This is a genomic window from Moorella sp. E306M (genome assembly GCF_006538385.1).
Taxonomy (GTDB): domain Bacteria; phylum Bacillota; class DSM-521; order Neomoorellales; family Neomoorellaceae; genus Neomoorella.
The window spans coordinates 920,555-933,913 of sequence record NZ_BJKO01000001.1 but is presented as its reverse complement, the minus strand read 5'-3'; the positions used below and the strand labels follow the sequence as shown (position 1 = coordinate 933,913).

At 57.5% G+C, this 13,359-nt stretch carries 13 protein-coding genes; 11 read left to right on the top strand and 2 right to left on the bottom strand.

Annotated elements, in window-relative coordinates; translation table 11 throughout:
- Positions 1-65 precede the first annotated feature (65 nt).
- The 9 genes from whiA to eno all read left to right on the top strand — a co-directional run bounded on the left by whiA (position 66) and on the right by eno (position 9,985).
- Positions 66-1,001, top strand: a complete 936-nt coding sequence (gene whiA, locus FLZ89_RS05025; RefSeq protein ID WP_216363843.1) for a DNA-binding protein WhiA — start codon at positions 66-68, stop codon at positions 999-1,001.
- Positions 973-1,542, top strand: a complete 570-nt coding sequence (locus FLZ89_RS05020) for an acyltransferase (protein WP_141263833.1) — start codon at positions 973-975, stop codon at positions 1,540-1,542. The genes whiA and FLZ89_RS05020 overlap by 29 nt, the downstream gene beginning before the upstream one ends.
- A gap of 115 nt (positions 1,543-1,657) precedes the next feature.
- Positions 1,658-2,263, top strand: coding sequence for a DUF1405 domain-containing protein (locus FLZ89_RS05015; protein ID WP_141263834.1), 606 nt, complete (start codon positions 1,658-1,660; stop codon positions 2,261-2,263).
- 47 nt (positions 2,264-2,310) lie between these two features.
- Positions 2,311-3,696: an RNA polymerase factor sigma-54 gene (gene rpoN / locus FLZ89_RS05010; protein WP_141263835.1), complete on the top strand. Its 1,386-nt coding sequence runs from the start codon at positions 2,311-2,313 to the stop codon at positions 3,694-3,696.
- Positions 3,697-3,922: 226 nt separating this feature from the next.
- Positions 3,923-4,930, top strand: a complete 1,008-nt coding sequence (locus tag FLZ89_RS05005; RefSeq protein WP_141263836.1) for an ArsJ-associated glyceraldehyde-3-phosphate dehydrogenase — start codon at positions 3,923-3,925, stop codon at positions 4,928-4,930.
- Positions 4,931-5,102: 172 nt separating this feature from the next.
- A complete protein-coding gene (locus FLZ89_RS16120; RefSeq protein WP_141304543.1) occupies positions 5,103-6,284 on the top strand; it encodes a phosphoglycerate kinase in 1,182 nt (393 codons plus the stop codon).
- An 18-nt stretch (positions 6,285-6,302) separates the two neighbouring features.
- On the top strand, positions 6,303-7,055 hold the full coding sequence (gene tpiA, locus FLZ89_RS16115; protein WP_141263838.1) for a triose-phosphate isomerase: 753 nt from the start codon (positions 6,303-6,305) through the stop codon (positions 7,053-7,055).
- Positions 7,056-7,163: 108 nt separating this feature from the next.
- Positions 7,164-8,681, top strand: coding sequence for a 2,3-bisphosphoglycerate-independent phosphoglycerate mutase (gene gpmI, locus FLZ89_RS04990; RefSeq protein ID WP_172613677.1), 1,518 nt, complete (start codon positions 7,164-7,166; stop codon positions 8,679-8,681).
- Positions 8,682-8,698: 17 nt separating this feature from the next.
- The gene (gene eno, locus FLZ89_RS04985) at positions 8,699-9,985 is read left to right on the top strand and encodes a phosphopyruvate hydratase (RefSeq protein ID WP_141263840.1); all 1,287 of its coding nucleotides are present in this window, start codon (positions 8,699-8,701) and stop codon (positions 9,983-9,985) included.
- Positions 9,986-10,044: 59 nt separating this feature from the next.
- On the opposite strand, the gene corA is transcribed toward eno, so the two are convergent.
- Positions 10,045-10,995 carry a magnesium/cobalt transporter CorA gene (corA, locus tag FLZ89_RS04980; RefSeq protein WP_141304542.1) on the bottom strand — a complete coding sequence of 317 codons (951 nt, stop codon included), beginning with the start codon at positions 10,993-10,995 and terminating at the stop codon, positions 10,045-10,047.
- Between the two features lie 156 nt (positions 10,996-11,151).
- On the opposite strand from corA, the gene FLZ89_RS04975 reads away from it, so the two are divergent.
- On the top strand, positions 11,152-11,388 hold the full coding sequence (locus FLZ89_RS04975) for a hypothetical protein (RefSeq protein ID WP_141263842.1): 237 nt from the start codon (positions 11,152-11,154) through the stop codon (positions 11,386-11,388).
- Positions 11,370-12,170: a DUF72 domain-containing protein gene (locus FLZ89_RS04970; protein ID WP_141263843.1), complete on the top strand. Its 801-nt coding sequence runs from the start codon at positions 11,370-11,372 to the stop codon at positions 12,168-12,170. The genes FLZ89_RS04975 and FLZ89_RS04970 overlap by 19 nt, the downstream gene beginning before the upstream one ends.
- Here the strand turns inward: FLZ89_RS04970 and FLZ89_RS04965 are convergent.
- The gene (locus FLZ89_RS04965; RefSeq protein ID WP_141304541.1) at positions 12,167-13,060 is read right to left on the bottom strand and encodes an MBL fold metallo-hydrolase; all 894 of its coding nucleotides are present in this window, start codon (positions 13,058-13,060) and stop codon (positions 12,167-12,169) included. The two genes, FLZ89_RS04970 and FLZ89_RS04965, sit on opposite strands and share 4 nt — an antisense overlap.
- Positions 13,061-13,359: the final 299 nt, after the last annotated feature.

The window sequence follows — 13,359 nt, the reverse complement described above, 5'->3', positions numbered from 1 at the left end:
TGCTCACTGCCTCCTTTTCCCTTCCTGGCTCACATTGCTAACCTCGCAATTACGGAGTGGGGCTTATGGCCATATCTTTCTCCCATGAAACTAAAGAAGAACTGGCCCGGGTGAAAAAACAACGGCCCTGTTGTGCTGAGGCTGAATTGGTAGCCATTTTACGCCTGGGTAAACCGGCCCCTTTACCAGGAGAAGAGGGAATCCTGCTGGCAACCACCCACGCGGCCATAGCCAGGAGGGTTTACTCCCTGGCCAGGGCGGTGCTGGGCCTGCCGGTCCAGGTAAATACCGAGCGCCGGAGTGGTAAAGGCCGGCCGGTTTTTAAGGTCATAACTCCGGCCGGCAAAGAAGCATTAAAGGCCTGGCTGGCCGCCAGGAACTGGGTGCCGGCGCACCAATGTTGCCGGGTCGCTTACCTCCGGGGTACCTTCCTGGTAGCCGGCTCTGTCAATAAACCGTCGGCAACCCATCACCTGGAATTTCTCGTCGAAGGGGACGAGGAAGCTGCCCGCCTCCAGGACATTATGCAGCAGCTGGAGCTCCAGCCCCGTCTCAGCCGCCGCCAGCGCGGGCTGGTCCTTTACCTCAAAGACAGCGAGCAAATTGTCCGGGCTTTAAGCCTGATGGGGGCTCATAGTGCCGTCCTGGCTTATGAGAACGTCCTCATTTTTAAAGAAATGCGTAACCGGGTCAATCGCCTGGTAAACTGCGAGACGGCCAACTTGAGCAAGACCGTAGAGACGGGTTTACGCCAGGCAGAAAATATTCGCTACCTGGTGGCTACCCTGGGCTGGGAGGGATTACCTGCCGGCCTGCAGGAGATAGCTGCGTTACGTCTCCAGCACCCGGAAGCAAGTTTAAAGGAGCTGGGGGAAATGCTGGTACCACCGGTAGGGAAGTCAGGGGTCAACCACCGCCTGCGTCGCCTGGAATATTTAACCAGGCAGGTGCGGGCCCGGAGGGGGAGGACAGATGCGGCGAACGACAACCTGCCCTGTTAGCGGGCATAACGCCATGGCCACCTGGCGCCAGGTTGCCCCTTTTTGGCGCGTAGCCTGGAATTTTTTTTGGATTGAACTCAGCCGCTTTTTACCCTTTTTGCGTCTGAAAAACTGGCTATTACGCCACCTGGTGGGGATGGATGTAGCGCCGACGGCTGCCATAGGGGTTATGGCCATGCCGGATATCTTAAGGCCGGATCTCATTCATATTGGCCCCGAGAGTATTATTGGTTATAATGTCACTATTCTGACCCATGAGTTTTTGCCCCGCGCCTTCCGCCTGGGGGCAGTGGAAATTGGCGCCTGGGTTCTCATTGGCGCCAATGCCACCATTTTACCAGGGGTGCGCATTGGCGACGGAGCTATTGTCGGAGCCGGAGCGGTAGTTACCCGGGATGTCCCGGCAGGGACCATGGTCGGCGGCGTCCCGGCGCGGGTGATAGGCAGGGTGGATGGTGATACCCGGGCATCTCGCCCGGGGCCGCCTTTTTCTCTGGAACAAGACCCTCATGCCGCTAACGCGGCACCATCAGAAGGATGAAAATAACGGGCTGGCATTTGTTTGGAGCGAGCAAAAACAATGCCAGCCTGGAGCGAAGTTATTTTCAGGGTAGAAACTGCTCCCTGGAAGGAGATGACCGGTGGGGAGGAAGACAATGGGAAATAACTGGTTAAAGCGCCTTCTCTGGGAAGCACCCTACCAGAACTGGTTCTTGATAACCCTGGCGGTTGTCAATCTCCTGGGATCGATTTATGGTTACTACTGGTACCGGGAGCAGCTGGCCAGTACTCCTTTAATATGGTGGCCCTTTACCCCCGACAGCCCCCTGGCGACAACCCTTTTCGGCCTGGCCCTCATCATGGCTTGCTACCGCCGGGAAAGCGGCTTGCTGCGGGTGGTGGCAGCTGCGGCTGTGATTAAATACGGGCTGTGGGCAGTAGTAATAATCAGTGACTACTGGCTGTCGGGGGCACCGGTGACGTTGGTAGAGGCCGGCCTGTGGCTCTCCCACCTGGGTATGATGGTTGAAGGCTTCCTCTTCCTGCGGCACTGGCCGGTCGCTCCCTGGCAGCTGGCCCTGGTGGTCCTGTGGCTGGGGATAAATGACTTCGTTGACTATAGCCTGGGGATGCACCCGTACCTCTTCAGCCCCGGCCAGGAAAGCCTGGCCCTGGTAACGGCCGCCGGCTTAAGCCTGGCTTTAAGCATTTACTTGGCCTGGATAATAAATTGGTCCCGCGGGCAGGAAAAACAGCGGTAAGGGACGAATAGTATAAATTAAAAATATTTGCCGGGAGGAGGAGAGCGGTGCGCGAACGCCTGGGCCTTAACCTGGAACAGACGCAAAAGCTAATCATGACACCGGAACTGCGCCAGGCCATTGTTGTCCTGCAGCTCTCCACCCTGGAGCTGGCTGAATACGTCCAGCAGGAACTACAGGAAAACCCATTACTGGAATTAAGGGATGAAGAAGAAGTTGCTGCAACCGATGAAGTGGTAGATGACCCGGAATCCTTTGAGATTGACTGGCAGGAATATTTCCAGGACGGCAGCGACCTGGGTTATGTCAGCGTTCCCAGGGAGGAACGTCCGGAATGGAATTACCAGAACTTCCTGACCGGCCAGCCCACCCTGCAGGATCATCTTCTGCTCCAGCTAAAAATAGCGGCCACCTCAACCCGCGAGCTGGAGATTGGCACCTTTTTAATCGGCAATTTAGACGCTAACGGCTACCTGAAGATTAGCCTCAAGGAAGCAGCCGCCTGTTTAAAGGTTTCCCCTGCGGCCGTCTGGCGGGTACTGCAGTTAATCCAGCGTTTTGACCCCCCGGGGGTAGGAGCCAGGAATCTTACGGAGTGCCTCCTGCTCCAGCTGCGCCAGCGGAAAGACGCTCCGCCGGCAGCAGAAAAAATTATCCGGTATTTTTTAACCGATGTCGCTGGAGGACGGCTGAAGCGGATTGCCCGGCGCCTGAACTTGAGTCTCCCGGAAGTCCAGGCGGTGGTAGATTATATTCGTACCCTGGACCCCAAGCCCGGCCGCTCCTTTGGCGGCGGCCAGGAGAACCGCTATATTGTACCCGATGTAATCATTGAGCGGGTCGGCGGGGATTACGTGGTTCTGGTCAATGACCTGGCCATGCCGCGGCTGGGCATCAACCCTCTTTACCAGGCCTTAATGCGCCAGGATGGAAGCTGCGACCAGGCAACCCGGCGTTTTATAGAAAGCAAGCTCAATGCCGCGGCCTGGCTTATTCGCAGCCTGGAACAGCGCCGGCTGACCCTTTACCGGGTGGTCAACTGCCTGGTGCAGGAGCAGCGGGAATTCCTGGATAAAGGCTTAAAATACCTGAAACCTCTGACCATGCGCCAGGTAGCCGCCTCCTTAGGCATCCATGAATCGACCGTCAGCCGCGCGACGGCGAATAAGTATGTCCAGACGCCATGGGGAGTGTTTGAATTAAAATTTTTCTTTGCCAGCGGTGTAGCAAAAAAAGGCGGTGCTGCCGCCGCCGAAAGTATCAAAAGAATAATTGCTGAAGCCATCAGCCGGGAGGATACCACCAATCCCCTTACGGACATACAGTTGCAGGAACTGCTGCAGCAGCAGGGTATCAAGATTTCCCGGCGGACGGTAGCCAAGTACCGCGACGAGCTGGGTATCCCGGCGGCAGCCAAAAGAAAACGTTATTAGAACTTTCAGGGGACAGGCGCTCCTTGAAACTTTAATTGTGTCTATTTTCAGAGGAGGATTTTAGCGATTTGTGTTGAATAGTGACTAAAGTTACAAGCCGTGTTATAATCATAAATTCTCCTTACCTATGGTATAATAACGTTGGTTTAGCTGGAAAAAGTGGCAAGGATTGATTGCTCCTGAGGAGCCATTCTTGCAATAATACTAGAAGGAGGAATAATACATAATGGCAGTAAGGGTAGGTATTAACGGCTTCGGGCGTATCGGCCGCCTGGTGTTTCGGGCTTCCCTGGAGAAACCCGAACTGGAAGTTGTAGCCATCAATGACATCACCGACGTCCAGACCAATGCCCACCTGTTGAAGTATGACTCCGTCCATGGTCGCCTCAATGCCTCCGTTGAGGCCCGGGAAGACAGCATTGTTGTCAACGGCCGCTCCATTAAGGTCACAGCCGAACGGGATCCGGCCAAACTCCCCTGGAAGGAACTAGGTGTAGACATTGTCATTGAATCTACCGGTGTCTTTACCGATGCCACCAAAGCGGCGGCCCACCGCCAGGCAGGGGCCAAAAAGGTCATTATTACCGCCCCGGCCAAAAACGAAGATATCACCATCGTCATGGGTGTCAACAATGACAAGTACGATCCCGCCCAGCACCATATTGTTTCCAATGCCTCCTGCACCACCAACTGTCTGGCCCCGGTGGCCAAGGTGCTCCACGAAAACTTTACTATCCTGCGGGGCCTGATGACTACCGCCCATTCCTATACCAACGACCAGCGCATCCTTGACCTGACCCATAAGGACCTGCGGCGGGCGCGGGCCGGTGCCCTTTCCATAATTCCCACCACCACCGGCGCTGCCAAGGCTATTGGCCTGGTTTTACCCGAACTGAAGGGTAAGCTGAACGGCCTGGCCATGCGGGTGCCGACCCCCAACGTTTCCGTCGTGGACCTGGTAGTGGACCTGGAAAAACCAGCTACAGTTGAAAGCATCAATGCCGCCCTGAAGGCCGCCGCCGAGGGTCCCCTGCAGGGCATTCTGGGTTACTGCGAAGAACCCCTGGTTTCCCGCGACTTCAACGGCGATCCGCGTTCCTCCATTGTCGATGCCCTGTCCACCATGGTTATCGATGGCACCCTGGCCAAGGTGGTGGCCTGGTACGACAACGAATGGGCCTACTCCAAACGGGTCGTCGACCTGGCGGCCTTTATGGCTGCTAAAGGGCTGTAAAGGGACGGTCGCCGCAAGGCGGCCGTTTCGCATGCCGGGGCAATTAGGGTAGCATAATGAAGAAGTAGGAGGGCACAATCCCCTCTCCCCGGTGCCAGCCCCTCATGGGGGCTGGCGCCCCCGCCATCGAACCATGAATTGTAGAATATTATTTTCCGAGGAGGTTTGACTGGTGGCCAAGTTAACCCTGAAAGACCTGGAACTCCATAATAAACGCGTCCTGGTACGGGTCGACTTCAACGTTCCCCTGGAGGCAGGCCGGGTAACGGATAACACCCGCATCCGGGCGGCCCTGCCGACCATCCAGTATCTTATTGACCACGGCGCCCGGGTAATCCTCATGTCCCACCTGGGGCGCCCCAAGGGCAAAGTCAAGGAAGAGCTGCGTCTGGACCCGGTGGCCAGAGAGCTGGAAGGCCTCCTCGGCCGGCCGGTACATAAGGTCAACGATTGTATTGGCCCTGAAGTGGAGGCCGCGGTAGCGGCTTTAAAACCCGGCGAGGTTCTCCTCCTGGAAAACCTGCGCTTTTACCCGGAAGAAGAGAAAAACGACCCTGAATTTGCCAGGAAGCTGGCCTCCCTGGCCGACCTTTACGTCAACGACGCCTTCGGCGCCGCCCACCGCGCCCATGCTTCCACGGAAGGGGTGGCCCACTACCTGCCGGCGGCGGCCGGGTTCCTGCTGCAGAAGGAAATCGAAACCCTGGGCAAGGCCTTGGCCGACCCGGAACGGCCCTTTGTGGCCATTATCGGCGGGGCCAAGGTATCCGACAAGATCAGCGTTATCCGTAACCTCCTTACCAAAGTGGATACCCTGATTATCGGCGGCGGCATGGCCAATACCTTCCTGCGGGCGAAAGGTTATGCCATGGGCAGGTCCCTGGTGGAAGAGGATCAGGTCCCCCTGGCGCAGGAGCTTATGGCCACGGCAGAGCAGCAGGGGGTAAAAATGCTGTTGCCCCGGGACCTGGTGGTGGCCCAGGAGTTCAAGGCCGATGCCCCCCACCAGGTAGTGGCTGCCAGCGCCGTCCCCGACGGCTGGATGGCCCTGGACATCGGCCCCGAAACGGCGCAGGATTTTGCCAATGCTTTGACCGGTGCCCGGACCGTCGTCTGGAACGGGCCCATGGGCGTCTTTGAAATGGAACCCTTTGCTCACGGCACCGAGGCTGTGGCCCGGGCTGTGGCGGCCGTGGACGGCATGACCATCGTCGGCGGCGGGGACTCGGTGGCTGCGGTAGAAAAGGTAGGCGTGGCGGCAAAAATAGGACACATTTCCACCGGCGGCGGCGCCTCCCTGGAATTCCTGGAAGGCAAGGCCCTTCCCGGGGTAGTGGCCCTAACGGAAAAATAGGGTGAGGGAGTGATTAACTTGCGCCGACCAATTATTGCCGGCAACTGGAAGATGCATAATACGACTGAAAAGGCCAGGGAGCTGGTTACCCTGCTAAGGCCCTTGGTAGGAGCCACCGACGTGGAAGTAGTCGTCTGCCCGCCCTTCACGGCCATAGCGGCAACAGTCAATGCCGCTGCCGGTTCCAATATCTCGGTAGGCGCCCAGGACCTTTTCTGGGAAGACTGGGGCGCCTATACCGGTGAAGTGTCCGGCCCCATGCTGAAGGATCTGGGTTGCCGTTATGTGATTATCGGCCATTCGGAGCGCCGCCAGTATTTTGGCGAGACTGATGCCACCGTCAATAAAAAGCTCCATGCCGCCCTGCGCCACGGTCTGGTCCCCATCGTGTGCGTCGGCGAAACCCTGGCCGAAAGGGAAGCCGGTAAAACCCTGGACGTGGTCCGCCGCCAGGTCCAGGAGGGTTTGAAGGGGCTGGAACCGGACCAGGTGGCAACCCTGGTGGTGGCCTATGAACCCGTCTGGGCCATTGGTACCGGCCGGACGGCTACGGCAGCCGACGCCCAGGAGGTCATCGCCTTTATCCGAGAGACTTTACGGGCCATGTATGGCGAAAAGGCGCAGGCCACCCGCATCCAGTACGGGGGCAGCGTCAAGCCGGAAAATATTGCCGAACTCATGGCCCAGCCGGATATTGACGGCGCCCTGGTAGGGGGCGCCAGCCTGGACGCCATATCCTTTGCAGCCATAGTCAACTACAAGGAACACTAGCCTGAAGAGGGAGGACCGGGCGGTGCCCGTGGTGCCGCCTATCCCGTAACTCCCCAATAAAAGTAGGGAACAGGAGAAGTTATCTTGGTAAATGTTAATCGTCCTTTAATGTTAATGATCCTCGACGGTTTCGGTCTGGGTCACCCGGGGGAAGGCAATGCCATCAGCCGGGGCCGCTTGCCCAATTACCGCCGGCTGCTGGCCGCATACCCCCATACCCGCCTCCAGGCTTCCGGGGAAGCCGTGGGCCTGCCGGCAGGCCAGATGGGCAATTCCGAAGTAGGACACCTGAATATCGGCGCCGGCCGCATTGTCTACCAGGAATTAACCCGCATAAGCCGGGCCATCCGCGACGGTTCCTTTTTTACCAATGAAGTGCTCCTCAAGGCCGTGCGGGCGGCGAAGGAACGGGACGGTGCCCTGCACCTGATGGGCCTGGTCTCAGACGGCGGCGTCCACAGCCACCTGGAGCACCTTTATGCCCTCCTGGAACTGGCCCAAAGGGAGGGAGTGGAGCAAGTCTACATCCATGCCTTCCTGGACGGCCGCGATGTACCCCCGGCCAGTGCCGCCGGGTACCTGGAGCAGGTGGAGGCCGAGTGCCGGGAACGGGGGATAGGGGCTATCGCTAGCATCATGGGCCGTTATTATGCCATGGACCGGGACCGGCGCTGGGAGCGGACGGAGCGCGCCTACCGGGCCCTGGTGTTGGGGGAAGGGCACCGGTTCCCTTCGGCGGCGGCGGCCATCCAGGCTTCCTATGACCGGGACATTACCGATGAATTCGTGGAACCTTCCGTAATCACCCGCGAAGGCAGGCCCCTGGCGCTGGTCCGGGATAAAGACAGCGTGATTTTCTTTAACTTCCGCGCCGACCGGGCGCGGCAGCTGACCCGGGCCTTTGTGGACGGGGAGTTTGAACCCTTTGACCGCCCCGGCGGGCGCCTGGACATCCAGTTTGTCTGCCTGACCCAGTACGACGTCACCATCCCGGCGCCGGTAGCCTTCCCGCCCCAGGTTTTGACCAACGTCCTGGGCGAGGTCATAGCCAATAACGGACTGAAGCAGCTACGCATTGCCGAGACGGAAAAGTACGCCCACGTCACCTTCTTCTTTAACGGTGGCGTGGAAGAACCCTTCCCCGGCGAAGACCGCTTGCTCATTCCTTCACCCAAAGTGGCCACCTATGATCAAAAACCTTCCATGAGCGCCCGGGAAGTTACGGATGCTGTCCTGGAACGCCTGGACAGGTACGACTTTATCGTCTTAAACTTTGCCAATCCCGATATGGTCGGCCATACCGGCGACCTGGCAGCGGCCATTGCTGCCGTGGAAACGGTGGACGAGTGTATCGGCCGCATTGCCGCGGCCATGGAGGAACGCCGGGCGCCGCTCCTGGTGACGGCCGACCACGGCAACGCCGAAGAAATGCGGGAACCCAACGGCGAGCCCCATACGGCCCACACCAGCAATCTTGTACCCTTTATCCTGGTCGATGCCGGCTACCGGGACGCTACCTTAAGGGAAGGGGCTCTGGAGGACGTGGCCCCAACGGTACTGGACATTCTGGGGCTGCCCCAGCCGGTGGAGATGACAGGGAAAAGTTTGATAGAAAAAGCAAGTTAATACGGAGGTGCTTCTTAGTGACCATTATCAACGATATCTACGCGCGGGAGATCCTCGATTCCCGCGGCAACCCCACCGTAGAGGTGGAGGTATTCCTGGAAGGCGGCGGATGGGGCCGGGCGGCCGTGCCCTCGGGGGCTTCCACGGGGGCCTATGAAGCCGTAGAGCTCCGGGATAAAGACGAAAAACGCTACTTTGGTAAAGGTGTCCTGGACGCCGTCAACAACGTCAATGCCATCATCGCCCCGGAACTGGTGGGCATGGATGCCCTGGACCAGCGGGAAGTAGACCGGCAGCTCATCGAGCTGGACGGCACCCCCAACAAGAGCAAGCTGGGGGCCAATGCCATACTCGGGGTTTCCCTGGCCGTGGCCAAAGCGGCAGCCGATGCCCTGGGCCTGCCCCTGTACCGTTACCTGGGCGGGGTCAATGCCCATACCCTGCCGGTGCCCATGATGAACATTTTAAACGGCGGCAAGCACGCTGATAACAACGTCGACATCCAGGAGTTCATGGTCATGCCGGCCGGTGCCAGCACTTTTGCTGAAGCGCTTCGCATGGGCGCCGAGGTCTTCCACAGCCTGAAGGCCGTCTTGAAGGCTAAAGGGCTGGGTACGGCTGTCGGCGATGAAGGCGGCTTTGCCCCCGATTTGCGTTCCAATGTGGAAGCTATCGAAGTAATCCTGGAAGCCATAACCAAAGCCGGCTATGAGCCGGGTAAAGACTGCTTTATTGCCCTGGACCCGGCTTCCACGGAGCTTTACCGGGACGGCAAATATGTCTTTGCCGGCGAAGGCGTCACCCGCACCAGCGCGGAGATGATCGACTTCTGGGCCGATCTGGTAGAGAAGTACCCCATTATCTCCATCGAAGACGGCCTGGCCGAGGACGACTGGGAGGGCTGGCAGGAGCTTACCAAACGCCTGGGCCATAAAGTCCAGCTGGTGGGCGACGACCTCTTTGTTACCAATACGGAACGCCTGCACCGCGGCATAGAGACGGGTGCGGCCAATGCCATACTCATCAAGGTCAACCAGATCGGTACCCTGACGGAAACCCTGGAAGCCATTGAGATGGCCAAGAAAGCCGGCTACACGGCCGTTGTCTCCCACCGTTCCGGAGAAACGGAAGATACCACCATCGCCGACATTGTAGTGGCCGTAAACGCCGGCCAGATCAAGACCGGCGCTCCCTCCCGCACCGACCGGGTGGCCAAGTACAACCAGCTCCTGCGTATTGAAGAAGAGCTGGACGCCGCCGCCCTCTACCCGGGCCTGAAGGCCTTCTACAACCTGAGGAAGTAGCTTCCTTTAGGAAAAAGAAACCCCGGCGTGGTAAGCCATGACCGGGGTTTAATATATCCTCAGAACCAGCCCTTGCGCCGGAAGAAAAAGAGCATTACCCCGGCCAGCATGGCCATGACCCCTAGGACGGTAAAATAGCCGTAGCGCCATTCCAGCTCCGGCATATAGCGGAAATTCATGCCGTAGATGCCGGCGATGAGGGTTAAAGGCATCATGATTGTGGTGATCACCGTCAGGACCTTCATGATTTCATTGAGGCGGTTGGAGGTCAGGGAAAGGTAGATTTCCAGGGTGGAGCTGGCCAGGTCATGGAAGGTTTCCACCTGGTCGATGAGGCGCAGCATTTCGTTGTAGATATCCAGGAAAAAGACCCGGTTTTCCGGTTTTACCAGCTTGAACTCGGGATAGGCCAGGAGGTTCAAAATATCCCGCTGGGCGCCAAGAATTTTGCGCAGTTTAATGGCCTGGCGCCTTAAGGTAAAGACTTGATTGAGAATCTGCCGGGTGGGCCGGCGGAAGACTTCCTCCTCCAGGTATTCGATTTTGCCTTCGGTGCGGTCAAAAAAGGTAAAAAAGGTTTCTGTCAGGGGTTCGAGCAGGCTGTAAAGGATAAAGTCGGTGCCTTTCTGGAAAAGCTGCGGGTCCTGGCTGTACTGGCGCCAGAGTTTAGTTACGAACTCCAGTTCTTCCTGGTGGACGGTAACGATATACCTGGGCCCCAGGAAGACATTGAGAGCCGTAGTCAGGGAACGCTGGCCGGCCTTTACGCAGCGCAGGGTGAGGAAGGCATATTCATCATACTGGGCGATTCCGGGCCGGTAGTGGGGGTGACGGCAATCTTCTACGGCCAGGGGGTGAAAATGGAAGAGGTCCGTCAAGAGGTCCAGTTCCGCCGGGGCCGGCTGTACCAGGTCCAGCCAGGTAAACTCCTCGCTCTGCCGGGGCTGGAAACCAGAGGGCAGATTTTTCCTCAGTCCCTGTTGCGGGTGAAAAATTAAGAGGCGCTGCATGCAAATCACCTGTAGCCGGGTTTTCTTTAGTTTACCACAGGAGCGGCTGACAAGTACCGGGTTACTGAAATATTTTCCCTGACAATATTGTTCCGGCGGGGGAGAGGGTGTTAAAATGGTAGCAGGGGTAATTAAAATCACGGGGAAGAGAAGCTATTGTCCAAACGTACTGCGGGTATAAGCTTACTGGCTATTGCCGCTTTTCTCCATGGGATTCACTACCTGGCGGCCGCCATCTTCGCTTCGGGAGTATCATCCTGGAGTAAAGATCTATTCCGTTCTATGCTCGGCTATACAGCTCCCGGCCTTGCTGGCTGGGCTAAAATAGCCCTGGCAGTGGGAATTATTTACTTATTTTGGGCGGAAGTTGAAGCATGGCGGCAAAAAAAGTAGCTACATCCATATACATCGGCACCTCCGGCTACAGCTACCGCGACTGGGTGGGCTATTTTTACCCGCCAGGGCTGGCGGCGAAAGATATGCTGCCTTATTACGCCCGGGAATTTAACTTTACCGAGGTCAATTCCTCCTTTTATGCCCTGCCGCGGCCCCAGAACCTGGAGCAGATGGCCCGCAGGGTGCCGCAGGGGTTCATCTTTGCCGTCAAGGCCTACCGTACCCTGACCCATGAACGGGGCGTCAGCCTGGCCAGCGACAGCCGGCAGTTGCGCCAGGCTCTCCAGCCCCTGGTGGACCGGGGCCAGCTGGGGGCCGTCCTGCTCCAGTTCCCCTTTTCTTTCCGCAATAACCAGGCCAACCGCGAGCATTTAACCAGGCTGAAAGAACTTTTACCCGACCTCCCCCTGGTGGTGGAATTTCGCCACAACAGCTGGGTGAATGACGCCGTTTGGGATTTCTTACAGCGTCACGAACTAGCCTATACCTGTGTCGATGAACCGGCCTTGCCGGGATTGGTGGGGCCGGTGGTCCGCTGTACGGCGGCAGTGGCCTACGTCCGTTTTCACGGCCGCAATGCGGAAAAGTGGTGGCGGCATAAAGAGGCCTACGAGCGCTATGATTACCTTTATAAAGAAGCAGAGCTAAAAGAATGGTTACCGGGCATAGCTTACCTGGCCGGCCGGGCGCGCCAGGTCTTTGTGGCCTTTAACAACCACTACCACTCCCAGGCAGTAACCAACGCCAGGATGCTGAAGGAATTACTGGCCGGGGTTTAAAGGATGTAAAAGTAAAGCCTCCCCTTTTCCAGGGTGCAGGCAACCCGGTCCTGGTCCTTCAGATAGCTTAAAAATGCCGACACGCTGGTCAGGTTGAGGAAGTACTGGGGAATGTCCATAGAGATATTCACCTGGACGGCCAGCTCTGCCAGCAGGTCTTCCCGGGTCAGGGGCCGGGCCAGGAGTTCGGTAATCATGTCCAGGCAGGCATGAATTTGCCGGCGGTTTTCCGCCAGGACGGGGGCCGGGTCGGTAATAACCTCCGGGCTGTGGGCCGGCAGTAAATACTTAATCTCCAGGTCGGTGAGACACTCCAGGGTGGTCAGCTGGGCCTTGATGTCCTGCAGGTAGGGTAAAGGATATTTGGCCAGGATGGCCGGATGAAAGACAGCATCGCCGCTAAAAAGGACACCATCGGGGGTCAGGAAAGCCAGGTGGCCGGCGGTATGCCCCGGGGTGGCGATGGCCTGGAGGCGCTGGTCCAGGAGCTTCAAAGGGCCGGGAGCAATGGTACCGTCGACCTCCACCGGCCGGGCGACTAAAAGGGGGATTTTAATTTCCTCCAAAGGCTGAGCACCGTACAGGGTTTTTACTCCCAGCAGGTTATCTTCCATAAATATTTTTTCCCCGGTGGAAGCCAGGATTTTCAGGCCGGGATAAAATTCCTTTAACAGCCGGTGGGCGCCACAGTGATCGGCGTGGCCGTGGGTGGTCAGGAGGTATTTGGGTTTGAGGCCGCTGGCCGCCAGAGCGTCCTTGATTTTGTGGGCAATGGTATTGTTGATTCCCGAATCGATCAACAGGCAGTAACCGCTTTTAGTACTATACACGCCTGCATTGGTGGCGCCGGGGACATAGTAGGTATGGCCATGAATTTTTACCAGTTCCACCCTGCTAGTTTTCCTTTCCGGTATAGTGGTAACAGCGCTACTGCATTATTTTAACATATTTACATTCGCAGGGGGAAATTACCGGAGGGCATAAAAAAGTGCCTCCCGGCACTAATCGTTAATGGAGACAAAGTCTTTACAATAACCATCCTCGTTGCGGGGCGGGTAAATGAGGCCACAGCAGTTGTTGTCTAAGCAGTGTATACATTCTGTCATTTCACACGGTATACTTTTACTGCTTTGGGTAAGAGCCCTCATAACCTTTTGTCCCTCGCGAAAGATTTCTTTACCGCTATTAC

What these genes read in the sequence shown, in the direction of transcription:
- FLZ89_RS05005 (WP_141263836.1), top strand. Translation starts at nt 3,923, where the DNA reads ATGGCAGTAAGGGTAGGTATTAACGGCTTCGGGCGTATCGGCCGCCTG.
- FLZ89_RS04970 (WP_141263843.1), top strand. Translation starts at nt 11,370, where the DNA reads ATGGCGGCAAAAAAAGTAGCTACATCCATATACATCGGCACCTCCGGC.
- FLZ89_RS05015 (WP_141263834.1), top strand. Translation starts at nt 1,658, where the DNA reads ATGGGAAATAACTGGTTAAAGCGCCTTCTCTGGGAAGCACCCTACCAG.
- whiA (WP_216363843.1), top strand. Translation starts at nt 66, where the DNA reads ATGGCCATATCTTTCTCCCATGAAACTAAAGAAGAACTGGCCCGGGTG.
- corA (WP_141304542.1), bottom strand. Translation starts at nt 10,995, where the DNA reads ATGCAGCGCCTCTTAATTTTTCACCCGCAACAGGGACTGAGGAAAAAT.
- FLZ89_RS05020 (WP_141263833.1), top strand. Translation starts at nt 973, where the DNA reads ATGCGGCGAACGACAACCTGCCCTGTTAGCGGGCATAACGCCATGGCC.
- gpmI (WP_172613677.1), top strand. Translation starts at nt 7,164, where the DNA reads ATGTTAATGATCCTCGACGGTTTCGGTCTGGGTCACCCGGGGGAAGGC.